We start from the raw sequence: 23,267 nt of genomic DNA, 5'->3' as shown, positions 1-23,267 counted from the left end.
ATCAAGCCAAACAACCCTGCCTGATCAACTCCTTCTGGGCTTCGATGACCCGAAGCAACTCGCTGCCGAAAACCGCGTAACTCTTTGTTTACCAAGGAGTTTTCCGTTTCGACTACGCCGGAAGTGGGGCGAATTATAGACTTCCAGAATCTGCCGTCAACCCCTGATTTGGCTTTTCTATCAATAAGTTGCAGAAAGCCGGAAACCAGGCCGATTCTCTCTATATATAGGAGAGCAACCCCCTCCCTTTTATATAGAAGGAATCTTCAGAGCACCCCCGCCTCTCTGAAAGCGGAAACCGTATCTGCGTCCAGACCCAACACTCGCTGCAAAACCTCCAGCGTGTGCTCGCCCAATAACGGAGGCGCATTACGATACTCCACCGGCGTTTCCGACAGGCGAATAGGGCTCGCTACCTGCGGCACCATCCCTGCCAGCACATGGGGTAGCTCGATCGCCAAACCACGCGCCTTGACCTGAGGATCAGCAAACATCTGAGCCAAGTCATTAATAGGTCCGCATGGCACACCCGCCTGCTCCAGTTGCAGTACCCACTCAGCCGTGGTCTTGAAGACGGTCGCCTGACGGATCAGCGGGATCAACACCGCACGATTCGCCACCCGCAGCTTGTTGGTCGCGAAGCGTGGGTCATCCGCCCACTGAGGCTGCCCAGCCACCTCCGCAAACTTGCGGAACTGCCCGTCATTACCCACGGTGAGGATGAAGTCGCCATCTGCCGTAGGAAAATCCTGATAAGGCACGATGTTCGGATGAGCATTACCCAGGCGCTTAGGCGCATTACCCGTAGTCAGATAGTTCATCGCCTGGTTGGCCAGACACGCAACCTGAACATCCAGCAACGCCATATCGATATGCTGACCGCCACCGTCATGATCCCTATGGGCCAACGCGGCAAGGATCGCAACAGTCGAATAGAGTCCGGTCAGGATGTCTGTCAGCGCCACACCGACTTTCACCGGCCCTGCGCCCTCATCCCCCTCAGGTCGACCGGTCAGACTCATCAGCCCACCCAGGCCCTGGATCATGAAGTCATAACCCGCACGCTTGGCGTAAGGCCCGGTTTGGCCAAACCCGGTAATCGAGCAATAAATCAGATTCGGATTGATGGCTTTGAGCGACTCATAGTCCAACCCATAAGCCGCCAGGCCACCGACCTTGAAGTTTTCGATCAGGATGTCCGACTTGGCTGCCAGCTCACGCACCAGCTTTTGCCCCTCTGGACGCGTGAAGTCGATGGTCACCGATTGCTTGTTGCGATTGGCCGACAAGTAATAGGCGGCCTCGCTGGTGTTCTCGCCATAGGCGTCTTTCAGGAAGGGCGGTCCCCAGGCGCGCGTATCGTCGCCATTGCCCGGGCGCTCGACCTTGATCACTTCGGCGCCAAGGTCCGCAAGGATCTGCCCGGCCCAAGGCCCGGCCAGCACCCGCGATAAATCCAGTACCCGTAGATGCGAAAGCGCGCCCATGGACGTTCTCCTATTAATAGAACGCCTGGATGCCGGTCTGCGCGCGACCGAGGATCAGTGCGTGGACGTCATGCGTACCTTCATAGGTATTCACCACTTCCAGGTTGACCAGATGGCGAGCGACACCGAACTCATCAGAGATGCCGTTGCCGCCCAGCATGTCGCGCGCCATGCGAGCGATGTCCAGGGACTTGCCGCAGGAGTTGCGCTTCATCATCGAGGTGATCTCGACTGCCGCAGTGCCTTCATCCTTCATACGACCCAGACGCAGGCAGCCTTGCAGCGCCATGGTGATTTCGGTCTGCATGTCTGCGAGCTTCTTCTGGATCAGTTGAGTGGCGGCCAACGGACGGCCGAACTGCTGACGATCCAGGGTGTACTGGCGAGCGGTGTGCCAGCAGAACTCGGCAGCGCCCAGCGCTCCCCAGGAAATGCCATAACGCGCGGAGTTGAGGCAAGTAAAAGGGCCTTTCAAACCACGGACGTCAGGAAAAATGTTCTCTTCAGGGACAAACACGTTGTCCATGACGATCTCGCCGGTGATCGATGCACGCAAGCCAACCTTGCCGTGGATCGCCGGAGCACTCAGGCCTTTCCAGCCTTTCTCCAGGACGAAGCCACGGATGTCGCCCGCATCATCCTTACCCCAGACCACGAACACATCAGCGATCGGACTGTTGGTGATCCACATTTTGCTGCCGGAGAGGCTGTAGCCGCCTTCCACTTTGCGTGCACGAGTAATCATCGCGCCCGGGTCGGAACCATGGTTAGGCTCTGTCAGACCGAAGCAGCCAATCCACTCGCCCGAGGCCAGTTTCGGCAGGTACTTCTGCTTCTGGGCTTCAGTGCCGAATTCATTGATCGGCACCATTACCAGCGAGGACTGCACACTCATCATTGAGCGGTAACCGGAGTCGACACGCTCGACTTCACGAGCGATCAGACCGTAGCTGACATAATTGAGGCCGCTGCCGCCGTACTGCTCAGGGATGGTCGCGCCCAACAGGCCGACTTCGCCCATTTCACGGAAGATCGCTGGATCAGTCTTCTCATGGCGGAAAGCTTCGAGAACGCGCGGTGCGAGCTTCTGCTGAGCGAATTGCTCGGCAGTGTCGCGAATCATGCGTTCTTCTTCGGTGAGCTGTTGATCCAGCAGCAGAGGATCGATCCAGTTGAAGCTAGCTTTACCGCCCATGAGTGTGTCCTCTCGAATCGGGTCAAATAACGTGGACTGATCCTAGGCCTGGCCCGGCATTACGGCAAACGAGGATTTTGCATACTGTTGTGCTAATTTCTCACTCCGTAACGTCGCGAAATAGCCTTTATGCGATGTATTAGTGAGGTTGGAGTACATGCGTCGGAAAATCCCTAGCACCACCGCCCTGATCAGCTTTGAAGCGGCAGCGCGCCACGAAAGCTTTACTAAAGCGGCGCAGGAACTTTCGCTCACTCAAGGCGCTATTTGCAGACAGATCGCCAGCCTTGAGGAGTTCCTCAGCGTAGAACTTTTCCGACGCTCGCGGCGCGGAGTGAAGCTGACGGAAGCCGGACTTTCCTACAGCCGCCGCGTAGCCACCCAGCTTGACGCGGTTGAGCGGGACACCTTGTCCGTGATGGGACAACAGGGCGCCAATGTGATCGAACTGGCCGTCGTGCCGACCTTTGGCACCCAATGGCTGCTGCCACGGCTCAAGGACTTCCAGCACAAACACCCGGAAGTGACGGTCAACCTCACCAACCGCACACGCCCCTTCCTGTTTGCCGACACCGATTTCGATGCCGCGATTTACTTTGGTGATGCGGATTGGTCGGGTACCGAATCCCACAGGTTGATGGGCGAAAATCCGATGCCGGTATGCAGCCCTACGCTACTGGGCAAAAAAGCCAATCTGACAGCCGATGAAATCGCCGAAATGCCCCTGCTGCAACAGACCACGCGCCCTTATGCCTGGCGCCAGTGGTTCAACTCTCAGCACCTTAATGTGCCGCGCGACATGACAGGACCGCGCTACGAGCTATTCTCCATGCTTGCCCAAGCGGCGATGCACGACATGGGGATCGCGCTGATTCCGCCATTCCTGATTCAGCGCGAACTGGCGGAGAAGCGCCTCGTGATAGCCAACACCCAGGCGCTGTCGAGCATCAAGGCTTATTACCTGATGATTCCGGAGCGAAAGGTCGAATCGGCGTCTCTAAGGGCATTTCGCGATTGGCTGGTCACCCAGGCCCAAAGCTACAGCCTAGAAGGGTAAAGGCTTACCGCTGTTAGCTGACCCCGTAGTCAGCAAAATCAAAGCCCTACAGATGTACGTTTTTGTCGCATATTGGCAGACTGTACCGACGAGCAGTACAAACGTCCCACAAGTCCCTGCCGACGTGGCTTTGAGCCTCTATTCACCAGCAATGACGCCTCATTCACCGTGCCGATGTGTAAATTCTTGAAATTCGGCCAGAATCCTTACAAGGCACGCCCTGCAAGGGATCTAGGCGGTTGGTTGCGACATTCGGTCACGGGGTGACTTGTAGTTAATTTTCCGTCACCCGTCATAATCCCTTGAAGGGCACAAAGTTCGCCTGCAAAATGCCGCGCCCCGCCCAGATTTGGCGGGATCGTGCTGATCGGCCGCCCCAGCCGCACCATCCGAAGTGCCTGGGTTTACTCAATAAGATCACGCAGGAGATTTGACGTGCACATTGGTGTTCCTCTCGAAACCCAGACGGGTGAAACGCGGGTTGCTGCAACCCCGGAAACCATCAAGAAGCTGATCGGCCAGGGTCATAAGGTCACTGTGCAAAGCGGCGCCGGCATTAACGCCAGCGTTGTCGACAGTGCCTATGAAGCGGCAGGCGCAATCATTGGCAGCGCCAACGATGCGTTTGGTGCCGAGCTGATTCTCAAGGTAGTCGCCCCCAGCGACAGCGAGCTGACGCTGATTAGAAGCGGCACCGTTGTGGTCGGCATGCTCAACCCGTTCAGCAATGAAACCATTGCCAAGCTGGCCGAGTGCGGCATTACCGCGTTCGCGCTGGAAGCGGCTCCGCGCACCTCCCGCGCTCAAAGCCTGGATGTGCTGTCTTCCCAAGCGAACATCGCCGGCTATAAAGCCGTGTTGCTGGCCGCTCACCACTATCCACGCTTCATGCCGATGCTGATGACGGCTGCGGGCACCGTGAAAGCGGCACGCGTGCTGATTCTCGGCGCTGGCGTCGCGGGTTTGCAGGCGATCGCCACGGCGAAACGTCTGGGGGCGGTGATTGAAGCGTCTGACGTGCGTCCTGCGGTAAAAGAGCAGATTGAATCCCTCGGCGCCAAGTTCGTCGACGTGCCGTATGAAACCGATGAAGAGCGCGAATGCGCTGTCGGTGTCGGCGGTTACGCCCGGCCAATGCCCGCCAGCTGGATGCAACGTCAGGCCCTGGCCGTGCACGAACGCGCCAAGCAGGCTGACATCGTCATCACCACCGCACTGATCCCGGGCCGCAAGGCACCGACGCTGTTGAGCGCGGAAACCGTGGCGCAGATGAAGCCAGGCTCGGTGGTCATCGACCTCGCCGCAGCTCAGGGCGGCAACTGCCCGCTCACCGTGGCCGACCAGGTCGTGGTCGAGAATGGCGTGACCATTTGCGGGCCGACCAATCTGGCCGGCGCGGTCGCGGCAGACGCTTCGGCTCTGTACGCACGCAACCTGCTGGACTTCCTGAAGCTGGTCTTCAACAAAGAAGGCCAGTTCGAGATCAACCTCGAAGACGATATCGTCGCCGCGTGCCTGATGTGCCGCGACGGCCAAGTCATCCGCAAAAACGCCTAAGCAGGGATTCAGACGATGGAAGAGCTTATCTCCCCCGGTATCTACAACCTGATCATCTTCGTGCTGGCGATTTATGTCGGTTATCACGTGGTCTGGAACGTTACGCCTGCACTGCACACGCCATTGATGGCGGTGACCAACGCGATCTCGGCGATTGTCATCGTCGGCGCAATGCTGGCCGCGGCTTTGACCGTGACGCCACTGGGCAAGACCATGGGCACCCTCGCGGTGGCTCTGGCTGCAGTGAACGTGTTTGGTGGCTTCCTGGTTACCCGCCGGATGCTTGAGATGTTCAAGAAAAAAGCCCCCAAAGCCGTAAAAGAAGAGGCGCCTAAGTAATGAGCATGAATCTTGTAACGACGCTCTACTTGATCGCGTCGATCTGCTTCATCCAGGCCCTTAAAGGCTTGTCGCACCCGACCACATCGCGGCGCGGCAACGTATACGGCATGCTCGGCATGGCGTTGGCGATCCTCACCACTGTCGGCCTCATCTATAAGCTGGGCGCGGAGCTGGCCACCGCCGGTATCGGTTACGTCATCGTCGGTCTGCTGGTCGGCGGCACTGCCGGCTCGATCATGGCCAAGCGCGTTGAAATGACCAAGATGCCGGAACTGGTCGCTTTCATGCACAGCATGATCGGTATGGCCGCGGTGTTCATTGCCATCGCCGCCGTCGTTGAGCCGCAATCCCTGGGCATCGTCAAGCAACTGGGTGATGCGATTCCTGCGGGCAACCGTCTGGAGCTGTTCCTCGGCGCCGCCATCGGCGCAATCACTTTCTCCGGTTCGGTGATCGCATTCGGCAAGCTGTCAGGCAAGTACAAGTTCCGCCTGTTCCAGGGCGCACCGGTACAGTTCGGGGGCCAGCACAAGCTGAACCTGTTGCTGGGTCTGGCCACACTGGCGCTGGGCATCACCTTCATGCTGACCGGCAACCTCAGTGCCTTTGCACTGATGCTGGCCCTGGCTTTCGTGCTGGGTGTGTTGATCATCATCCCGATCGGCGGTGCAGACATGCCGGTGGTGGTGTCGATGCTCAACAGCTACTCCGGCTGGGCAGCGGCAGGTATCGGCTTCTCGCTGAATAACTCGATGCTGATCATCGCCGGTTCGCTGGTGGGTTCGTCCGGTGCGATCCTCTCGTACATCATGTGCAAGGCGATGAACCGCTCGTTCTTTAATGTACTGCTCGGTGGTTTCGGCAATACAGTGGACGCGGCTGGCCCGGCCGGTTCGAAAGAAGCCCGCCCGGTGAAATCCGGTTCGGCTGACGACGCGACCTTCCTGCTGACCAACGCCGACACCGTGATCATCGTTCCGGGTTACGGCCTGGCGGTCGCTCGGGCGCAACATGCGCTTAAAGAGTTGACCGAGAAGTTGACCCACCGTGGCGTGACCGTGAAGTACGCGATCCACCCGGTTGCCGGTCGCATGCCTGGCCACATGAACGTGCTGCTGGCCGAGGCCGAAGTGCCTTACGACCAGGTGTTCGAGATGGAAGACATCAACTCCGAGTTCGGTCAGGCCGACGTGGTGCTGGTACTCGGCGCCAACGACGTGGTCAACCCGGCCGCGAAGAACGACCCGAAATCGCCGATTGCCGGCATGCCGATTCTCGAGGCGTTCAAGGCCAAGACCATCATCGTCAACAAGCGCTCGATGGCCAGCGGTTATGCCGGTCTGGACAACGAACTGTTCTACCTCGACAAAACCATGATGGTCTTCGGTGACGCCAAGAAAGTCATCGAAGACATGGTCAAAGCTGTCGAGTAAAACCTGCTCCAACGCAATACCCAAAACCTCAGCCTTTAGTAGGCTGGGGTTTTTTTATTCCCCGTGAAACCCGACCAAAGGCTCTAAATCAGGCCTCTGCATTCGACCATGGTAGCGGGACGGATTTTTTTCAAATCACTAGACTGCACACCTTGCTTCCGTTACCCGAGATAACCATCCATGTACCGTGATCGTATTCGCTTGCCTTCGTTGTTGGAAAAGGTGATGAGCGCCGCTGATGCTGCCGCTCTGATTCAGGACGGCATGACCGTCGGCATGAGTGGTTTCACTCGCGCTGGCGAAGCCAAAGCCGTCCCTCACGCCTTGGCCGAGCGCGCCAAAATCACTCCGCTGAAAATCACGTTGATGACCGGCGCCAGCCTGGGCAACGACCTCGATAAACAGCTCACCGAAGCCGGTGTACTGTCGCGACGGATGCCATTCCAGGTCGATAGCACTTTGCGCAAGGCGATTAACGCCGGCGAAGTGATGTTCATTGACCAGCATCTCTCGGAAACCGTGGAGCAACTGCGCAACCAGCAACTCAAGCTGCCGGACATCGCCGTGATTGAAGCCGTGGCGATCACTGAGCAGGGCCATATCGTGCCAACCACTTCGGTGGGCAACTCGGCCAGCTTCGCGATTTTCGCCAAACAGGTGATTGTCGAGATCAACCTGGCGCACAACCCGAACCTCGAGGGTCTGCACGACATCTATATCCCGACTTACCGCCCGACCCGCACGCCGATTCCTCTGGTAAAGGTCGACGATCGCATTGGCAGCACCGCCATCCCGATCCCGCCGGAAAAGATTGTCGCCATCGTGATCACCAATCAGTCCGACTCGCCCTCCACCGTCCTGCCGCCGGACGTCGACACCCAAGCCATTGCCGATCACCTGATCGACTTCTTCAAGCAAGAAGTGGCCGCAGGGCGCATGACCAACAAGCTCGGCCCATTGCAGGCCGGTATCGGCACCATTGCAAACTCGGTGATGTGCGGCCTGATCGACTCGCCATTCGAAGACCTGACCATGTACTCCGAGGTGCTGCAGGACTCGACCTTCGACCTGATCGACGCCGGCAAGCTGAGCTTTGCGTCAGGCAGTTCGATCACCCTGTCGAGCCGGCGCAACGCCGACGTCTTCGGCAACCTCGAGCGCTATAAGGACAAACTGGTACTTCGCCCTCAGGAAATTTCCAATCACCCCGAGGTGGTACGGCGCCTGGGCATTATTGGCATCAATACTGCGCTGGAATTCGACCTGTACGGCAACGTCAACTCCACCCATGTCTGCGGCACACGCATGATGAATGGCATCGGCGGTTCCGGTGACTTTGCGCGTAACGCGCACCTGGCAATCTTCGTGACCAAATCCATCGCCAAGGGTGGTGCAATCTCCAGCGTGGTGCCGATGGTCAGCCACGTCGACCATACCGAGCATGATGTCGACATCCTGGTGACGGAGATCGGTCTGGCCGACCTGCGGGGCCTGGCACCGCGGGAGCGGGCTCGAGTGGTTATCGACAACTGCGTGCACCCGGACTATCGCCAGGCACTGGATGACTACTTTACGGCAGCCTGCGCATTGGGCGGGCACACCCCGCATATCCTGCGCGATGCCCTGAGCTGGCACATCAGCCTGGAAGAAACCGGGCGAATGCTGGCGGTCTGATTCAGCAAAAAAACAGCTGACGCAAACACAGTTGCGTCAGTTGCCTTTGGCCACATTAGATTCTGTTTAAAACTGTACTGCTGTACTGGTCATTTCCTACCGTATTTGCCTACGCATTCAAGCGAAAACATCAAAATCGCACCAATGTAGTGCCGATAGGTACAGTTGCCTCAATTTCGACCAGTACACCCCCTATTAACAGTTAACTGGTCCCTCACAATACAGGTGAACTGTATCTACAGAGACTAGCCAAACGAGAGGATCATTGGCATCAGTTAACCACTACCTAATCCCGCCACAAGCGGAAGGATGTCAACCATGGAACGTACACTCAGTTCCGAACTGTTCTTCGAAGATACCGCTGCAAAAACCCAGGCTTCCATGCCTCTTCGCGTTATTGCCAACCTGATGCTGTGGCAGCGCCGCATCTCCAGCCGCCATCAACTGGCTCGTCTGGATTCGCGTCTGCTGGCTGATGCCGGGATTAGCGAAGCACAACGCTACGAAGAGCTGAGCAAGCCGTTCTGGCGCTAAGTTAGCGTCGCTGGCTCTGACCCACCGGGTCCACCGCCAGCACTCCAAATTGAAAAAACAAAGCCCGTCGTGGGAAACCACGACGGGCTTTGTCGTTTTCGTTCTTTGTTGGTGCCGGTACAAAAGGAATACCGGGCGACCAGTACAGTTAAAATAATTACATAATTGAATCGGTACAATTTCTCAGCGGTGTATCTGTAGATCCAGAGGTGAAGGACTCAACATGGAAGTCCTGACTCACCGGCAAAAGGACTGCGCCTTGAATAATCTACTGAATGTTTCCGCTTCTGCCCTTCAACCGAAGCCGCGATTCGTCAGGCTTAAACACTTGCTGAGGGTGCTCGCCGGCAACCTTGAGAGAGCTAGAACCCGACGTTTGCTGGGCCAACTCAATGATCAGCAACTCTCGGACCTGGGCATCAGCCACGCGGATCGGCTCAATGAATTGGATAAACCGTTCTGGCGCTAGGGCTCTGCTTTAACAGAAGGTACTGTTCGAACCGATAAAAGCAGGCCTAATATCGAACCAGAACGTGGCGAGCGCTGTACGACAGGCGTCTGACTCAACAGCTACTTCAACACTCTCAATCGGTTATCCAAAGGAGTTACACCATGTCCCGTCTTCGTCTGCTCAGCGCTGCAGCCCTGCTTGCCGTGGCTGCCAATTCCCACGCGACCAGCTTTATCGTGACCACGGATGCCGTTGTTGGCGCGCTGAAGTCCAGTTCCGATGCAACATCCGATGTCACTTCTTCCTTTCGCGATGACAAGATCGTGCGCGCTGCCCGTGACGACGCCGCCAGCTTCGTCGCCAGCGAAGGCGCCATTCGTGGCGTGAAACTGGAAAGCGCACTTGACCACATTCGCCACCAGGCGCCTCAGCTGAACGCCACTGATGCACAGCTGGCACAGGCCATCCTGACGATCTAAGCGACGCTGACACGTGGGACACGCTTGTCGTGTCCCAATGTTTCGGCGCTGGCTCTAGCCCGGGCATTGCGCTAGCCTTTGGACTCGCTTTCGACAATCGAGTCTCATGCGTCTTCCTTCAAAGCAGCTTTTCATTTCAGTATTTATCGCAGCCTGCTGGTCGGGCCCGACCTATGCCTTCGACGCGTTCAACCTGTCGACCCAAGGCATCGTCATCACGGGTTACGCCACCAGCATGGTGACCGCCGCCCCCTTCGACCGTAAGCTGCTGATCGAGGCACACGATGACGCTGCAGCGTTCATTGCCAGCGACGGCCAGTTACGCGGAGCGCAGCTAGAGTCCGCGCTGATTTACCTGCGCCGCAGCCAGCCAAAACTTCATGCAAGCGACCTTGAACTGGCGCAGGCAATTCTCGTCCAATAGTTATCCTTTGTCCTTGCGGAGTCGTTCCATGCGTAGCCCTCTAATTGCTGTTGCCCTTGGCCTGCTTTTATTGGCCGATGTGACCCAGGCGCATACCCTGGTCGCCACCAGTAACATCATCATCAATGCCACCCAGCGCACCCTTGATTTCACGTCTGACACCACCACGTCGATCCGCGATTCGAAGATCATCCGTGAAGCCCACGACGATGCCGCCAGTTTCGTTGCCAGCGATGGCGACATACGCGGCGCGCACCTTGAAGCGGCCATCAACACGTTGCGCACTCGTGTGCCGGAAGCCCGGGACGCCAGTGATCAGGTGCTCGCCGAAGCCATCCTCGCACTGTGAGGTCGCCAAGCGCCTGGCTGGTGGCCGGGCTGATGTTGCTGCTGTGCAACACGGCCCAGGCTGGCCTGCAATTACGGCTCAAGACCGAGGGTCTGAGCCCCGAACAACAGCAAGCCAGTCAGGTGTTGCTCGATGAAGCCATGCAGGCTTTGCCGCCACGCTTTATCGAAAAACTGGACCGGCGCATTGATGTCGGCTGGACCGACGACATGCCGAGTAATGCCTATGGCCAGGCCTCGCTGGTGTCCGAACTCGACCTGAACCGCAACCTGCTCGCAAGCCTCACGGACGGCAGCGCCGCCACCAAGAAAACCTATCGCCCCCATGGCACCGTCCGCCGCGAGATGCTCGCAACGGTGTTGCATGAACTCACCCACATTTACGACCGTTCACGCCTGTGGCCGGACGCGGAACGCACGCTGATACAGCGCTGCACCCGGCGCAACAGCAGTTCCGGCCTGATCGGCATCCCGGATGAATGCCGTGGCCAATCCGACCGCCGCTTTACCCTGAGCGATGACCCGCGCCTGCTCGACCTGGCCGGCTGGCCGCAATACGTCGGTCGCCGTGGCGAGCGCGAGCAGCACAACCGGCAAATCGCCCGCAGCCCGGACATCTACGAAACAAGCAGTCCCAAAGAGTTTGTCGCGGTCAACATGGAGTATTTCCTCCTCGACCCGAGCTATGCCTGCCGTCGCCCCGCGCTGTATCGCTACTACAAAGAACATTTCGGCTGGGCTCCCGCCGCCAAGGACACTTGCAGCAAATCCTTTGCCTTCCTCAATGCCGGCAACGACTTTGCCAAACAACCGCTGGGCCAGGTCGATCCGGAACGGGTGTACGCCGTCGACTATCTGCTGGCCGAAGCCAACCAGAACTGGGTCAGCCGCTGGGGGCACAGCATGTTGCGCCTGGTGATCTGCGCGCCAGGTAGGCCCCGCGGGCCAGATTGCCGCCTCGATCTCGACCAGCATCTTGTGTTGTCCTACCGCGCCTTCGTCGGCGACGTGCAGCTCTCGAGCTGGGATGGGCTGGTGGGTAAATACCCCTCGCGCCTGTTTGTACTGCCGTTGGCCCAAGTGATCGACGAATACACCAAGACTGAACTGCGCAGCCTGGCCTCGGTACCGCTGAACCTGTCGCGCAACGAAATTGAAGACGTGGTGGAGCACGCCGCCGAGATGCACTGGAGTTACGACGGAAACTATTTTTTCCTGTCCAACAACTGCGCGGTGGAAGGCTTGAAGTTGCTGCGCAGCGGTACCAACAATGCGCAACTGGTCGGGCTCGACAGCATCATGCCCAACGGTTTGCTGGAAGTGATGAAGGGCCGCGGACTGGCGAATACCAGCGTGCTCGACGACCCACGCGAAGCGCTGCGCCTGGGTTATCGATTCGACTCCTTCCGTGACCGCTATCAAGCGATGTTCGAAGTGCTGAAGAAGCACTTGCCGATCAAGCAGGAAAAAGTCGAAGACTGGCTGGCACTGAAAGCTGAAGAGCGTCGGCAATGGTTTGAACAAGCTGACCTACGCACCAGTGCCGCGCTGCTGTTGCTGGAGCAGGCCAGCTTCCGTCAACAGTTGGTGCTGGCCCAGGATGAAGTGAAACAACGTTATCTGGGCGCTCGGGAATTGAAGAACGGCGGCATGGACAAGGCGAACGCAACCTTGCAGCAGATTCTCGCCAATAGCGGCTTCCTCAGTCGTCCGGCGGAGCTGCTCGGCACCGGCGGTTATGGATTGCCTCAACCGAATGAATGGCAGCGCCTGGAATCGGAAAGCAGCTTGCGGCAGAAGCAGCTTCAGCTGCTGACCGGAGATCTGGACAAGGAAGTCAGGGCGCTGCTCGACCCAGGCCGGGCAGCTGAGATGGCTGCCAATGAAGCTAACCTGAAACTGGTTGGCGAACATTTGCGCAAATTGCATAAAGCAGCGGGCGGCCTGGAGTTGCCATAAGCAAGAAGGCGTCGTGGATGACCCATGACGCCTTCTTTTTGCCTGCACGTTAGATCAAAGCACCCCTTCCAGAATCTCATAGACGATCCCGGTGCCCACGGCGATCAGCACAATGTCGCCCCCCGCACGGCGCCATTCGTAGCCCGGGTAATACGGCAGCCGTCCCAAGGCACGGTCATCCAGACGCTCACCGTAATAGCCGTGAGGCAACGGCCGGCCACGCACCAGATGAACACCTGGAGGGGGAGGTGCGCCGCGTACAAAATAGCCGTGGTTATCGTGAATAGTCTGGCGCACCGGGCCGAAATCCCGTGGCGGAGGGCCGCCGCGATGATTGTCCTGCGGGCCACGGTGGTCATCGCCATGATTGTCACCACGGTTATCGTAATGGCCCTGCTGCGGGCCGCCGTGGTCGTGATCGTCGCGCTGATCGGCGCTCGCATGCAGCAACGGCGTGGCACTGAGCATCAGCACGCCCAGGCTGGCAATCAGACGTTTCGGCATTTTCATCGGGTCTTTCCTCACTGCACAAACAGCAAAAAGGGCTTCAGAACGTAGTCCTGAAGCCCTCGGTCTTGCTGTTTAGTCTGTACCGTGAGGCTCTAATTCCTCTGTATCAGGAACTTTACCTTCAGCTGACGCGGGCCTTACGCACGCCGTCAGCCAGCGCCGAGCACAGACTCAGCACGCCATCAACCGCCTGTTCCGGCGTGGTGGCATTGGCGATGTGATCGATCAATGCCGAACCCACCACCACACCATCGGCCAGACGCGCGATGGACGCCGCTTGCTCCGGTGTACGAATGCCGAAGCCAATACTGATCGGCAGGTCGGTGTGGCGACGCAGACGGGCAACGGCTTCTTCAACATGCTCCAGGGTCGCCGCACCCGCCCCGGTCACACCGGCAACAGAGACGTAGTAGACAAAGCCAGAGCTTCCGTTCAGAACAGTCGGCAGACGCACATCATCGGTTGTCGGTGTGGTCAGACGGATGAAGTCCAGGCCCGCTGCCTGGGCCGGGTCGCACAGCTCACCGTTATGCTCCGGCGGCAGGTCGACCACGATCAAACCATCAACCCCGGCCTCTTTAGCGTCGGCAATGAAACGCGGCACGCCGTACATGTGGATCGGGTTGAAATACCCCATCAGCACCAGCGGCGTCTCGGTATTGCCTTCACGGAACTCGCGAACCATTTGCAGGGTTTTCGCCAGGTTCTGCTTGGCGCCGAGTGCGCGGATGTTGGCTAACTGGATGGCCGGGCCGTCGGCCATTGGATCGGTGAAGGGCATGCCCAACTCGATCACGTCGGCACCGGCACCGGGCAAGCCTTTGAGGATCGCCAGGGAAGTGTCATAGCTCGGGTCGCCAGCGGTGACGAAGGTCACCAGGGCGGCGCGATTCTGTTCCTTGAGTTCGGCAAAGCGCGTTTGCAGGCGGCTCATCAGTGTTTCTCCTGCTTCGATTGTTCCATGTGGTGCATCACGGTTTGCATGTCTTTGTCGCCACGACCGGACAGGTTGACCACCATCAGGTGATCTTTGGGCAGGGTCGGTGCGCGCTTGAACACTTCGGCCAAGGCGTGGGCGCTTTCCAGTGCCGGAATAATCCCTTCCAGGCGGCAGCATTTGTGGAACGCATCGAGGGCTTCGTCGTCGGTCACCGAGGTGTACTGAACGCGGCCGATGTCATGCAACCAGGCGTGTTCCGGGCCGATGCCTGGATAGTCGAGGCCGGCAGAGATCGAGTGGGCGTCAATGATCTGGCCATCGTCGTCCTGCAACAGGAAGGTTCGGTTGCCGTGCAGCACGCCCGGAACACCGCCGTTCAGGCTGGCAGCGTGCTTACCGGTTTCGATGCCATAACCGGCGGCTTCCACACCAATGATTTCGACGCTTTTGTCATCAAGGAACGGGTGGAACAGGCCCATGGCGTTGGAACCGCCGCCGATGCACGCCACAAGACTGTCCGGCAGGCGACCTTCCTGAGCTTGCAGTTGGTCGCGGGTTTCCTTGCCGATAACGGACTGAAAGTCGCGAACCATCGCAGGATAAGGGTGCGGGCCGGCCACAGTGCCGATCAGGTAGAAGGTGCTGTCGACGTTGGTTACCCAGTCACGCAACGCTTCGTTCATCGCGTCTTTCAGGGTGCCGGTCCCGGCGACCACCGGGATCACTTCGGCGCCCAGCAGCTTCATGCGGAACACGTTGGCCTGCTGACGTTCGATGTCGGTGGTGCCCATGTAGATCACGCAATCCAGGCCGAAACGCGCTGCCACGGTCGCCGTCGCCACGCCGTGCATGCCGGCGCCGGTCTCGGCGATGATGCGTTTCTTGCCCATGCGCCGCGCCAGCAGAATCTGGCCGATGCAGTTGTTGATCTTATGCGCGCCGGTGTGGTTCAGCTCTTCGCGCTTCAGATAAATCTTTGCGCCGCCGCAGAATTCGGTCAGGCGTTCGGCGTAATACAGCGGGCTTGGACGTCCGACGTAGTCCCGCTGGAAGTAGGCCAATTCTTTTTTGAATGCCGGATCTTCCTTGGCCAATTCGTATTCACGGGCCAGGTCGAGGATCAACGGCATCAGGGTTTCGGCGACGTAACGGCCGCCGAACGAGCCAAACAGGCCGTTGGCGTCGGGGCCGTTGCGCAGATTAGTCTGGGTCATGGGTCGCTCCAGTAGGATTCGTGAGATGACAATGACGGTCACTCTACCCCTGACGCCCCAGCCTGAAAACCGATAAGATCGCCGCAACCTGTCAGGAAAACTCACAGATCTCATGAGCCACGACCTTCCCCCGCTGAACGCCCTTCGCGCCTTTGAAGCGACGGCCCGACTGAACAGCGTCAGTCAGGCAGCCGAACAGCTGCACGTCACTCATGGTGCGGTCAGCCGGCAACTCAAGGTGCTCGAAGAACACCTCGGCGTCAGCCTGTTCATCAAGGATGGACGCGGCCTGAAACTCACAGATGCCGGTGTGCGTTTGCGCGATGCCAGCGGTGAAGCCTTTGAACGTCTACGCACGGTTTGCGCAGAGCTGACCCAAAGCACCGCTGACGCTCCATTTGTTCTCGGCTGCTCGGGCAGTTTGTTGGCGCGCTGGTTTATTCCACGCTTGGGACGATTGAATGCGGACCTGCCGGACCTGCGTCTGCACCTGTCGGCGGGCGAAGGCGATCTCGATCCGCGACGGCCGGGGCTCGATGCCCTGCTGGTGTTTGCCGAGCCGCCATGGCCGGCGGACATGCAAGTCTATGAGTTGGCCAGCGAGCGAATCGGCCCGGTGATGAGCCCACGTTTCGCAGGTTACGAACGGCTGCAAGGTTCGCCGGCCACAGCGTTATTGAACGAACCCTTGCTGCACACCACCTCGCGCCCACAGGCCTGGCCGAGCTGGGCACAGCAAAGTGGCCTCGACGCCAAGGCGTTGAAGTACGGTCAAGGTTTCGAGCATTTGTATTATCTGCTGGAAGCCGCAGTGGCGGGGCTGGGGGTGGCGATTGCACCGGAGCCGCTGGTGGCTGAGGACTTGAAGGCCGGCCGCCTGGTTGCGCCCTGGGGATTCAGTGAAACCCCGGCGCAACTGGCTTTGTGGCTACCCAAGCGCGCCGCGGACGGGCGCGCTCGGCAGTTGGCGCAGTGGCTCAAGGCTGAACTGCGCCAGACAGATTAGTCGCCGCGCTTGAACAGCAGATAAGCCGCGAGCAGACCCAATGCGCCCACTGCAACGCCTGCGGTAGTCCAAGGGTGCTCCTGGGCGTAGTCCCGAGTGGCAATCCCGGTTTCGCGGGTTTTGACTTTGACTTCTTCATACGCATCGCTGAGCAGATGGCGCGAATGCTTCAGCGCGTTCTCGGCGTTGCTTTTCAGCGCTTTGAGGGTTTTACGCGACTCGTCCGAGGCGTCGTCTTTCAGATTTTCCAAAGATTTCAGCAGACTCTCGATCTCGGCTTCCATGCTTTGCAATGAGGCTTTACGTAAAGAGGTGTTGGCCATGGTGGCTCTCCTTCATTGATGATGAGTAGCGTGTGTTGGTTGGGACTTCAAGGGTTCGAGAAAGTGCAGTAATTCTGAACTTCTGCGTTGCAACAGCCGACAGAAGTAATACGAAAAATCACTGCTAGGCTGTATTTCATACCCCAAGGAGAACGCCATGACTGACCATCACACCTACAAGAAAGTCGAGCTTGTCGGCTCGTCCACCACCAGCATTGAAGACGCCATCAACAACGCGCTGGCCGAAGCCAATAAAAGCATCAAGCACCTGGAATGGTTTGAAGTGACCGAAACCCGCGGGCACATCAAGGACGGCAAGGCCGCCCACTTCCAGGTCACGCTCAAGGTCGGGTTCCGGATTGCCAGCAGCTGAGTTTGAGCTAGTCTTCTGAACTTGCGCGCTGGCCGAGTGCCATAGGGAAATGGCAAAGCGCTACATGAGTACCTCCGGCTGATGGCTGGATGCTCCCTTTGATCCGACCAGGGAATGCAACCGATGAAACATTTTATTTTAGCGGTAGGTTTGTTGAGCCTTGCGGGTACAGCGTTTGCTGAGGGCAAGTCGTGCGAAGAGCTGAAAGCCGAAATCGCAGCGAAACTTGATGCCAAGGGCATTTCTAATTATTCATTGGAAATAGTCGATAAAGGCGCTGCTGCCGGCGGGAAAGTCGTCGGCACCTGTGAGAAGGGCACGAAGGTCATCGTCTACTCGAAGTAGGTCGAATCCTGCGCACATCAAAAAGCCGACGCAATGCGTCGGCTTTTTGATGTGCGGCGTGTCCGAGCCTCAGCCCTTCATGACCTGCGCCAGCAGCTCATAGGAATGCACCCGATCCGCATGTTCGTAAAGGTCGCAGGTGAAAATCAGCTCGTCTGCCTGAGTCTGCTCGATCAGCACCTCCAGCTTGGCGCGGATTTTCTGCGGGCTGCCCACCATCGCAAGACCGAGGAAATCACCCACGGCTTCCTTCTCATGGGGCAGCCACAGGCCATCCATGGTTTTCACCGGCGGACGCTGCACCAGGCTTTGGCCACGCATCAACGCCAGGATGCGCTGATAGACCGAAGTCGCCAGGTAATCCGCTTGTTCGTCAGTGTCAGCGGCGACCAGCGGCACGCCGAGCATCACATACGGCTTATCCAGCACCGCCGAAGGCTTGAAGTGATTGCGGTAGACGCGAATCGCCTCATGCATGAAGCGCGGTGCGAAATGCGAGGCGAAAGCGTAGGGCAAACCTCGTTCACCGGCCAGTAGTGCACTGAACAGACTAGAGCCCAGCAACCAGACAGGGACATTGGTCCCGGTGCCCGGCATGGCGATGATGCGCTGGTCTGGCGTGCGTGGGCCGAGATATCGCATCAGCTCCGTAACATCTTCCGGAAACTCGTCGGCGCTGCCGGAACGCTCGCGGCGCAAGGCACGGGCGGTCATTTGATCAGAACCGGGGGCGCGCCCCAAGCCCAGATCGATCCGGCCTGGATACAGGCTTTCGAGGGTGCCGAATTGTTCCGCGATCACCAGCGGCGCGTGGTTGGGCAGCATCACGCCGCCGGAGCCGACACGAATGGTCGAAGTGCCACCGGCCAGGTAGCCGAGCAATACCGAGGTGGCCGAACTGGCGATGCCGTCCATGTTGTGGTGTTCGGCGACCCAGAAGCGGTTATAACCGAATTTCTCGACATGCTGCGCCAGGTCCAGGGAATTGCGCAGCGACTGGGCCGCGCTGCCGTTCTCGCGCACGGGCACCAGATCAAGGGTCGAGAACTTGATATCGGACAGTCGTTTCATAAGCCTGCTTCTCCAATGGTGAGCGCAGGTTTTTTCTTGCGAACGAAAACCTGCCGAATCTATAAGCGTGCTTCATGCAATGAGGGCATATACCCGAGATTCAATAGCCAAGACATAAATTCCTACGAAAACGGTAGGACTTTTGAGATGGGGTGAACTTTGCACCACCGTCTATCCTCAGAACCCTAGCAACCGAAAACCACGAAGGTGCGACGTTTCGCGCCGGATCTTGAGGAGGCAGACATGGCTATTACGAAGAAAGCATCGGCTCATTGGGAAGGTGATCTGAAAACCGGCATCGGCTCGATCTCCACTGAAACCGGTGTACTCAGAGAAGCACCCTACGGCTTCAAGGCTCGTTTCGAAGGCGGCAAAGGCACCAATCCGGAGGAACTGATCGGCGCGGCGCATGCGGGATGTTTCTCGATGGCGTTTTCGATGATCTTGGGTGATGCGGGGCTCAAGGCTGACAGCATCGATACCAATGCTGAAGTCACCCTGGATCAAGTCGACGGTGGTTTTGCGATCACGGCGGTGAAATTGATCCTCAAGGCGAAAATCCCCGGGGCGACTCAGGCGCAGTTCGAGGAGCTGAGCAACAAGGCCAAAGAAGGTTGCCCGGTATCCAAAGTGTTGAATGCGAAGATCAGCCTGGATGCGACATTGGTTAGCTGATGATCAGGCGCTGAATGTACTGAAGCCTTCGCGGGCAGACTTGCTCCCACATTTGGAATGCATTTCAAAAAGTGGGAGCGGGCTTGCTCGCGAAAGCGATCTTCTAAGCGACACAATCCCAACGGCTAAACCTGCGCTTTGTGAGCGAAGTCAGAACTCGCTTTACCAAACTGTGGTCGAATAAATGACAGCAGCTGAACCGCAGTCCCCTGCGCGTTGCCTCAATGGAGCTTCAACCATGAAACGTTTTGCCTTGGCGATTATCTGTTGCGCGCTGGCCACTTCGGCCCTGGCGGCACCGAAATCCTGTGAAGAACTCAAGGCCGAGATCGAGGCCAAGATCCAGGCCAATAACGTCTCGTCCTACACCCTGGAAATCGTCACCAATGACGAAGTCCACGATCAGAACATGGTCGTCGGCACCTGCGAAGGCGGCACCAAAAAAATAATTTATCAAAAAAACGACCGCTGATTTGCCTCACATCAGGCAGTAGGCCTCGCGATCTTCAGCGACGATCTCCCGCTTGGCGTTGTACAACCGGGCGCCGGGGGTGAACGCTATCGAACGGCCTTCCAGCACATAACGCTGGCCGGCTTCGAAATGATCGTAGTTGATGGTCAGGTAGCACAGCCGTTCCGTAGTGGAACTCATCATGCCCATGCCCCCGCCACCGGGCACTTCAAAGTCGAACCTGACGACCAGCTCATGGCTGCCGGGCGTCACCTGGAAAAAACGCCCGTCACGCAATCGCTGTTTGTCCAGTCGCTCCGCCATCAGCAACTTGTCGTTGGGGAATGGCGTCGAGAACTCGATCCAGGCCATCTGCGGATTTACCGCCGGTAACGGACTCTGGCAGCCGGCAACTACGCCTGCGGCGAGCAACAGCATCAATCTGCGCACGATGAATGTCCCAAAGGATGGTCATTCAGCATAGCGCCGATCAGCTGCTTTGGCAGCCAGCGGGCGTGCCTTGGCCAATCACTTTTCGTTGCTGGTCATAGAGCTTTGCCCATGGCCGGAAGCCGATATTCCCCGCTTGCAGCTGATACCGCTCACCGGCGTTGAAGTCATTGAATTTCACATTCAACTGGCAATCACGCCAAAGCGGTTCGGCGTCAGGGCCGATGTTGGTGGGCTGGACCGGAAACTGGTAACGCACCGTCAGCTCATGACTGCCCGGATGTACCTCGAAATAGCGTTTGTCGGTGGAGGCCTTGTCATCGACTTCCAGCGCTTGCAGGGCGGTGTCTTCTTGCTGTGAGTCAAGTTCGATCCACGCTTGCGACGGATCATGATGAGGTAAGCCGAAACCAGCACAGCCGGTCAGCATCAACAAGCCTCCCGTCAGCATCAATTTGCGCATAGCGGAGCTCCAGTCAGGCGGGATAGTCTTGCGGGCAGACTCTCCAGGGATGATTTTATTTTGATCAGGCCGCTTCCAAGCCTTGGGTTACTTGATCGCGTTTTGCGGATTTTGTTTCCGGGCGTGTTGCTTTTATTACTCAGTGGTTGCGCCGGCGTCAGTTACTACAGCCAATTGGCCAGTGGTCAGCTGCAGTTGCTGCGGGCCAGGGAGCCGGTGGCCGAGGTGGTTGCCGATCCGTCTCGCGATCCGATGCTGCGCGCGCATCTGGTCCAGTCACAAAAGGCCCGGACATTCGCCAGCCAACAGCTGCATCTGCCGGATAACCAGAGCTACCGTCTGTACGCCGACATTGGCCGGCCGTTCGTGGTCTGGAACGTCTTTGCCACGCCGGAATTTTCCCTGACACCGCAAAACCATTGCTTCCCTATCGCCGGTTGCGTCGCCTATCGCGGTTATTACAGCCAGAGTGCTGCCCGCGGCGAGGCTGCCTTACAACGCCTGAAAGGTATGGACGTGTCCATTGGCGGCGTCGAGGCCTATTCGACGCTCGGCTGGTTCAACGATCCGATTCTCAGCTCAATGATGGGTTGGGGCGACGAGCGGCTGGCAACGCTGATCTTCCACGAGCTCGCCCACCAACGCTTTTATGTGAAGCACGACACCGAGTTCAACGAGTCCTTCGCCACCTTTGTCGAGCAGGAAGGCACCCGGCAATGGCGAGCATCGCGCAGTCTGGCACCGGACAACGGCGCACAGGCGCAGCATCGAGACCAATTTATTCAATTGGTTCTGGATACGCGCACGCGACTCGAAAAGCTCTACGCCCTACCGCTACCCACCGATCAGATGCGCCAGCGCAAAGCAGCGGAGTTCGAACGACTGCGTCTTGAATATCGACAACTGCGCGACAGCCGCTGGGCCGGGGATAAACGCTATGACGCGTGGATCAATGCGCCAATGAACAATGCCCGGTTGTTGCCGTTTGGGTTGTATGACCAATGGGTCCCGGCGTTTGCGGCGCTGTTCAGGCAGGAGGGTGGGGATTGGCTGAAGTTTTATGCCGCCGTCGAGCAGCTTGGTGCGATGCCGGTTGATAAGCGCAAGGCGGCGCTGAAGGCTTTGGCAGGATCATAAAAGTGTTGGTGGTTGAGCGGGGCTTTTCGCGGGCAAGCCCGCTCCCACAGGCTCCGTGTCGCGTACGAAAAATGCGTGCGACATAGGTCCTGTGGGAGCGTGGCTTGCCCGCGAAGGCGTTTCAACTAACGCTGCAAAAACGCCCGATGCATCTCATCCAGCGTTTCAAAGTGATAGGCCGGCGCTTCTGCGCTCAACTCTTCCCGGCTGCCAAAACCATAACCCACCGCCGCCGCATCCAGCCCGTTGCTGCGCGCGCCGATCAGGTCGTGCTTGCGGTCGCCGATCATCAGGGTGTTGGCCGGGTCCAGGCTTTCTTCGGCCATCAGGTGGGCAATCAACTCGACTTTGTTAGTGCGTGTGCCGTCCAGTTCGCTGCCGTAAATCACCTTGAAGTGCCTGGCGAAGTCGAAGTGCCGGGCGATTTCCCGGGCGAACACCCACGGCTTTGAGGTTGCGATGAACAACTGTCGCCCTTGCCCGCCGAGGGTTTCCAGCAACGGTGTGACGCCGTCGAACACACGGTTTTCGTACAGGCCGGTGACCTTGAAGCGTTCGCGGTAGAAATTCACCGCTTCCCAGGCCTTGGGCTCGTCGAAGTCGTAGAACTGCATGAACGCCTGCAACAACGGCGGGCCGATGAAGTGTTCGAGCTTGGTCAGGTCGGGTTCATCGATGCCCAGTTTGCTCAGGGCGAACTGGATCGAACGGGTGATGCCCTCGCGCGGGTCGGTCAGTGTGCCATCAAGGTCAAACAAAACGGTTTGGTAATGCATGTTGAATCCTGAATAAGGGCGCAGGGTCAGAGCTGGTCGTAGCCTTCAGCCAGATGCAAATTCTTGAGCTTCACGTAGTTCGCCGCGCTGTACGTGAAAAAGGCATTTTCCTTGTCCGTCAGCGGACGGATTTGCTTCACCGGGCTGCCCACATACAGAAAGCCGCTTTCCAGACGCTTGCCTGGCGGCACCAGGCTGCCGGCGCCGACAATCACATCGTCCTCGATCACCGCGCCATCCATGACGATGCTGCCCATGCCGATCAGAATCCGGTTGCCGACACTGCAGCCATGCAGCATGACCTTATGGGCAATGGTCACGTCGTCTCCGATCAAGCAGGGAAAGCCATCGGGATTGAACGGCCCGGCATGCGTGATGTGCAGCACGCAGCCATCCTGGACACTGGTGCGCGCGCCGATACGGATGCGGTGCATGTCGCCACGGATCACCGTCAGCGGCCAGACAGAGCTGTCTTCGCCGATTTCAACGTCGCCGATCACCACCGCCGAGCCGTCGACAAAAGCGCCTTTGCCCAGCAGCGGCGTGTGGTTCTGATACTTGCGAAGGGTCACGATAGGGTTTCTCTCTGTTGC

General features: G+C 58.3%; 28 protein-coding genes. 17 read left to right on the top strand and 11 right to left on the bottom strand.

Translation table 11 applies throughout. From position 1 onward, the window contains the following. Nucleotides 1-266 precede the first annotated feature (266 nt). Nucleotides 267-1,487: a CaiB/BaiF CoA-transferase family protein gene (locus tag K0F88_RS08140; protein WP_219094786.1), complete on the bottom strand. Its 1,221-nt coding sequence runs from the start codon at nt 1,485-1,487 to the stop codon at nt 267-269. A 13-nt stretch (nt 1,488-1,500) separates the two neighbouring features. Further along, nucleotides 1,501-2,682 carry an acyl-CoA dehydrogenase gene (locus K0F88_RS08135; protein WP_219094785.1) on the bottom strand — a complete coding sequence of 394 codons (1,182 nt, stop codon included), beginning with the start codon at nt 2,680-2,682 and terminating at the stop codon, nt 1,501-1,503. Nucleotides 2,683-2,839: 157 nt separating this feature from the next. Here K0F88_RS08135 and K0F88_RS08130 point away from each other — a divergent pair, with 157 nt between their 5' ends. The 11 genes from K0F88_RS08130 to K0F88_RS08080 all read left to right on the top strand — a co-directional run bounded on the left by K0F88_RS08130 (nt 2,840) and on the right by K0F88_RS08080 (nt 12,940). After that, the gene (locus K0F88_RS08130; protein ID WP_219094784.1) at nt 2,840-3,739 is read left to right on the top strand and encodes a LysR family transcriptional regulator; all 900 of its coding nucleotides are present in this window, start codon (nt 2,840-2,842) and stop codon (nt 3,737-3,739) included. 435 nt (nt 3,740-4,174) lie between these two features. After that, the gene (locus K0F88_RS08125; protein ID WP_219094783.1) at nt 4,175-5,296 is read left to right on the top strand and encodes a Re/Si-specific NAD(P)(+) transhydrogenase subunit alpha; all 1,122 of its coding nucleotides are present in this window, start codon (nt 4,175-4,177) and stop codon (nt 5,294-5,296) included. 15 nt (nt 5,297-5,311) lie between these two features. Continuing rightward, entirely contained in the window at nt 5,312-5,635 is a 324-nt protein-coding gene (locus tag K0F88_RS08120; protein WP_003187010.1) for an NAD(P) transhydrogenase subunit alpha, read from the top strand. Beyond that, a complete protein-coding gene (locus K0F88_RS08115; protein ID WP_219094782.1) occupies nt 5,635-7,071 on the top strand; it encodes an NAD(P)(+) transhydrogenase (Re/Si-specific) subunit beta in 1,437 nt (478 codons plus the stop codon). Before K0F88_RS08120 ends, K0F88_RS08115 begins: the two co-directional genes overlap by 1 nt. A 180-nt stretch (nt 7,072-7,251) precedes the next feature. Further along, on the top strand, nt 7,252-8,745 hold the full coding sequence (locus K0F88_RS08110) for an acetyl-CoA hydrolase/transferase family protein (protein ID WP_219094781.1): 1,494 nt from the start codon (nt 7,252-7,254) through the stop codon (nt 8,743-8,745). Between the two features lie 318 nt (nt 8,746-9,063). Further along, nucleotides 9,064-9,279: a DUF1127 domain-containing protein gene (locus K0F88_RS08105; protein ID WP_007902752.1), complete on the top strand. Its 216-nt coding sequence runs from the start codon at nt 9,064-9,066 to the stop codon at nt 9,277-9,279. Nucleotides 9,280-9,538: 259 nt separating this feature from the next. Beyond that, on the top strand, nt 9,539-9,748 hold the full coding sequence (locus K0F88_RS08100) for a DUF1127 domain-containing protein (protein ID WP_176457718.1): 210 nt from the start codon (nt 9,539-9,541) through the stop codon (nt 9,746-9,748). 143 nt (nt 9,749-9,891) lie between these two features. Then, nucleotides 9,892-10,209 (top strand): DUF2388 domain-containing protein, encoded by a 318-nt coding sequence (locus K0F88_RS08095; protein ID WP_010465729.1) that lies wholly within the window; start codon nt 9,892-9,894, stop codon nt 10,207-10,209. A 106-nt stretch (nt 10,210-10,315) separates the two neighbouring features. Continuing rightward, nucleotides 10,316-10,633 (top strand): DUF2388 domain-containing protein, encoded by a 318-nt coding sequence (locus tag K0F88_RS08090; protein ID WP_219094780.1) that lies wholly within the window; start codon nt 10,316-10,318, stop codon nt 10,631-10,633. Nucleotides 10,634-10,661: 28 nt separating this feature from the next. Continuing rightward, on the top strand, nt 10,662-10,982 hold the full coding sequence (locus K0F88_RS08085; protein WP_094469762.1) for a DUF2388 domain-containing protein: 321 nt from the start codon (nt 10,662-10,664) through the stop codon (nt 10,980-10,982). Further along, the gene (locus tag K0F88_RS08080) at nt 10,979-12,940 is read left to right on the top strand and encodes a DUF4105 domain-containing protein (protein ID WP_219094779.1); all 1,962 of its coding nucleotides are present in this window, start codon (nt 10,979-10,981) and stop codon (nt 12,938-12,940) included. The genes K0F88_RS08085 and K0F88_RS08080 overlap by 4 nt, the downstream gene beginning before the upstream one ends. A 54-nt stretch (nt 12,941-12,994) precedes the next feature. On the opposite strand, the gene K0F88_RS08075 is transcribed toward K0F88_RS08080, so the two are convergent. The 3 genes from K0F88_RS08075 to trpB form a co-directional block, all read right to left on the bottom strand. Then, the gene (locus K0F88_RS08075) at nt 12,995-13,450 is read right to left on the bottom strand and encodes an anti-virulence regulator CigR family protein (RefSeq protein WP_094469764.1); all 456 of its coding nucleotides are present in this window, start codon (nt 13,448-13,450) and stop codon (nt 12,995-12,997) included. Between the two features lie 121 nt (nt 13,451-13,571). Next, entirely contained in the window at nt 13,572-14,384 is an 813-nt protein-coding gene (gene trpA / locus K0F88_RS08070) for a tryptophan synthase subunit alpha (protein ID WP_219094778.1), read from the bottom strand. After that, complete coding sequence (trpB, locus tag K0F88_RS08065) at nt 14,384-15,604, bottom strand: tryptophan synthase subunit beta (protein ID WP_219094777.1); 1,221 nt, start codon at nt 15,602-15,604, stop codon at nt 14,384-14,386. The genes trpA and trpB overlap by 1 nt, the downstream gene beginning before the upstream one ends. 112 nt (nt 15,605-15,716) lie before the next feature. Between trpB and K0F88_RS08060 the strand changes: the two genes are divergently transcribed. Then, nucleotides 15,717-16,610: a LysR family transcriptional regulator gene (locus K0F88_RS08060; RefSeq protein ID WP_219094776.1), complete on the top strand. Its 894-nt coding sequence runs from the start codon at nt 15,717-15,719 to the stop codon at nt 16,608-16,610. Here K0F88_RS08060 and K0F88_RS08055 read toward each other — a convergent pair. Further along, nucleotides 16,607-16,933: a YqjD family protein gene (locus K0F88_RS08055; protein ID WP_008152522.1), complete on the bottom strand. Its 327-nt coding sequence runs from the start codon at nt 16,931-16,933 to the stop codon at nt 16,607-16,609. The two genes, K0F88_RS08060 and K0F88_RS08055, sit on opposite strands and share 4 nt — an antisense overlap. A 157-nt stretch (nt 16,934-17,090) precedes the next feature. Here K0F88_RS08055 and K0F88_RS08050 point away from each other — a divergent pair, with 157 nt between their 5' ends. Beyond that, a complete protein-coding gene (locus K0F88_RS08050) occupies nt 17,091-17,306 on the top strand; it encodes a dodecin (protein ID WP_057011580.1) in 216 nt (71 codons plus the stop codon). Nucleotides 17,307-17,429: 123 nt separating this feature from the next. Further along, nucleotides 17,430-17,651 carry a DUF1161 domain-containing protein gene (locus K0F88_RS08045; RefSeq protein ID WP_094469769.1) on the top strand — a complete coding sequence of 74 codons (222 nt, stop codon included), beginning with the start codon at nt 17,430-17,432 and terminating at the stop codon, nt 17,649-17,651. Nucleotides 17,652-17,720: 69 nt separating this feature from the next. Here K0F88_RS08045 and K0F88_RS08040 read toward each other — a convergent pair whose 3' ends face one another. Then, nucleotides 17,721-18,722 (bottom strand): LLM class flavin-dependent oxidoreductase, encoded by a 1,002-nt coding sequence (locus tag K0F88_RS08040; RefSeq protein WP_219094775.1) that lies wholly within the window; start codon nt 18,720-18,722, stop codon nt 17,721-17,723. 243 nt (nt 18,723-18,965) lie between these two features. On the opposite strand from K0F88_RS08040, the gene K0F88_RS08035 reads away from it, so the two are divergent. Both K0F88_RS08035 and K0F88_RS08030 read left to right on the top strand, forming a co-directional pair. Next, nucleotides 18,966-19,397, top strand: a complete 432-nt coding sequence (locus K0F88_RS08035) for an OsmC family protein (protein ID WP_008152515.1) — start codon at nt 18,966-18,968, stop codon at nt 19,395-19,397. Between the two features lie 238 nt (nt 19,398-19,635). Continuing rightward, complete coding sequence (locus K0F88_RS08030; RefSeq protein ID WP_094469771.1) at nt 19,636-19,869, top strand: DUF1161 domain-containing protein; 234 nt, start codon at nt 19,636-19,638, stop codon at nt 19,867-19,869. A gap of 6 nt (nt 19,870-19,875) precedes the next feature. Here K0F88_RS08030 and K0F88_RS08025 read toward each other — a convergent pair whose 3' ends face one another. Beyond that, nucleotides 19,876-20,298 (bottom strand): hypothetical protein, encoded by a 423-nt coding sequence (locus K0F88_RS08025; RefSeq protein WP_094469772.1) that lies wholly within the window; start codon nt 20,296-20,298, stop codon nt 19,876-19,878. 40 nt (nt 20,299-20,338) lie between these two features. Further along, nucleotides 20,339-20,761 (bottom strand): hypothetical protein, encoded by a 423-nt coding sequence (locus K0F88_RS08020; protein WP_094469773.1) that lies wholly within the window; start codon nt 20,759-20,761, stop codon nt 20,339-20,341. Between the two features lie 60 nt (nt 20,762-20,821). Between K0F88_RS08020 and K0F88_RS08015 the strand changes: the two genes are divergently transcribed. Then, nucleotides 20,822-21,898 (top strand): aminopeptidase, encoded by a 1,077-nt coding sequence (locus K0F88_RS08015; RefSeq protein ID WP_219094774.1) that lies wholly within the window; start codon nt 20,822-20,824, stop codon nt 21,896-21,898. A gap of 125 nt (nt 21,899-22,023) precedes the next feature. On the opposite strand, the gene K0F88_RS08010 is transcribed toward K0F88_RS08015, so the two are convergent. Both K0F88_RS08010 and K0F88_RS08005 read right to left on the bottom strand, forming a co-directional pair. Continuing rightward, nucleotides 22,024-22,674, bottom strand: coding sequence for an HAD family hydrolase (locus tag K0F88_RS08010; protein ID WP_219094773.1), 651 nt, complete (start codon nt 22,672-22,674; stop codon nt 22,024-22,026). A gap of 26 nt (nt 22,675-22,700) precedes the next feature. After that, nucleotides 22,701-23,246 carry a gamma carbonic anhydrase family protein gene (locus tag K0F88_RS08005; protein ID WP_010465689.1) on the bottom strand — a complete coding sequence of 182 codons (546 nt, stop codon included), beginning with the start codon at nt 23,244-23,246 and terminating at the stop codon, nt 22,701-22,703. Nucleotides 23,247-23,267 lie beyond the last annotated feature (21 nt).

The organism is Pseudomonas sp. UMAB-40 (assembly GCF_900095275.1).
Classification (GTDB): domain Bacteria; phylum Pseudomonadota; class Gammaproteobacteria; order Pseudomonadales; family Pseudomonadaceae; genus Aquipseudomonas; species Aquipseudomonas mandelii_B.
This window is presented reverse-complemented; position numbering and strand designations above follow the sequence as displayed.

Bases quoted from the DNA above. Each gene is read 5' to 3' on its own strand.
- K0F88_RS08140 (WP_219094786.1), bottom strand. From the start codon at position 1,487: ATGGGCGCGCTTTCGCATCTACGGGTACTGGATTTATCGCGGGTGCTG.
- K0F88_RS08135 (WP_219094785.1), bottom strand. From the start codon at position 2,682: ATGGGCGGTAAAGCTAGCTTCAACTGGATCGATCCTCTGCTGCTGGAT.
- K0F88_RS08130 (WP_219094784.1), top strand. From the start codon at position 2,840: ATGCGTCGGAAAATCCCTAGCACCACCGCCCTGATCAGCTTTGAAGCG.
- K0F88_RS08120 (WP_003187010.1), top strand. From the start codon at position 5,312: ATGGAAGAGCTTATCTCCCCCGGTATCTACAACCTGATCATCTTCGTG.
- K0F88_RS08115 (WP_219094782.1), top strand. From the start codon at position 5,635: ATGAGCATGAATCTTGTAACGACGCTCTACTTGATCGCGTCGATCTGC.
- K0F88_RS08110 (WP_219094781.1), top strand. From the start codon at position 7,252: ATGTACCGTGATCGTATTCGCTTGCCTTCGTTGTTGGAAAAGGTGATG.
- K0F88_RS08105 (WP_007902752.1), top strand. From the start codon at position 9,064: ATGGAACGTACACTCAGTTCCGAACTGTTCTTCGAAGATACCGCTGCA.
- K0F88_RS08095 (WP_010465729.1), top strand. From the start codon at position 9,892: ATGTCCCGTCTTCGTCTGCTCAGCGCTGCAGCCCTGCTTGCCGTGGCT.
- K0F88_RS08090 (WP_219094780.1), top strand. From the start codon at position 10,316: ATGCGTCTTCCTTCAAAGCAGCTTTTCATTTCAGTATTTATCGCAGCC.
- K0F88_RS08085 (WP_094469762.1), top strand. From the start codon at position 10,662: ATGCGTAGCCCTCTAATTGCTGTTGCCCTTGGCCTGCTTTTATTGGCC.
- K0F88_RS08075 (WP_094469764.1), bottom strand. From the start codon at position 13,450: ATGAAAATGCCGAAACGTCTGATTGCCAGCCTGGGCGTGCTGATGCTC.
- trpA (WP_219094778.1), bottom strand. From the start codon at position 14,384: ATGAGCCGCCTGCAAACGCGCTTTGCCGAACTCAAGGAACAGAATCGC.
- trpB (WP_219094777.1), bottom strand. From the start codon at position 15,604: ATGACCCAGACTAATCTGCGCAACGGCCCCGACGCCAACGGCCTGTTT.
- K0F88_RS08060 (WP_219094776.1), top strand. From the start codon at position 15,717: ATGAGCCACGACCTTCCCCCGCTGAACGCCCTTCGCGCCTTTGAAGCG.
- K0F88_RS08055 (WP_008152522.1), bottom strand. From the start codon at position 16,933: ATGGCCAACACCTCTTTACGTAAAGCCTCATTGCAAAGCATGGAAGCC.
- K0F88_RS08050 (WP_057011580.1), top strand. From the start codon at position 17,091: ATGACTGACCATCACACCTACAAGAAAGTCGAGCTTGTCGGCTCGTCC.
- K0F88_RS08045 (WP_094469769.1), top strand. From the start codon at position 17,430: ATGAAACATTTTATTTTAGCGGTAGGTTTGTTGAGCCTTGCGGGTACA.
- K0F88_RS08040 (WP_219094775.1), bottom strand. From the start codon at position 18,722: ATGAAACGACTGTCCGATATCAAGTTCTCGACCCTTGATCTGGTGCCC.
- K0F88_RS08035 (WP_008152515.1), top strand. From the start codon at position 18,966: ATGGCTATTACGAAGAAAGCATCGGCTCATTGGGAAGGTGATCTGAAA.
- K0F88_RS08030 (WP_094469771.1), top strand. From the start codon at position 19,636: ATGAAACGTTTTGCCTTGGCGATTATCTGTTGCGCGCTGGCCACTTCG.
- K0F88_RS08020 (WP_094469773.1), bottom strand. From the start codon at position 20,761: ATGCGCAAATTGATGCTGACGGGAGGCTTGTTGATGCTGACCGGCTGT.
- K0F88_RS08010 (WP_219094773.1), bottom strand. From the start codon at position 22,674: ATGCATTACCAAACCGTTTTGTTTGACCTTGATGGCACACTGACCGAC.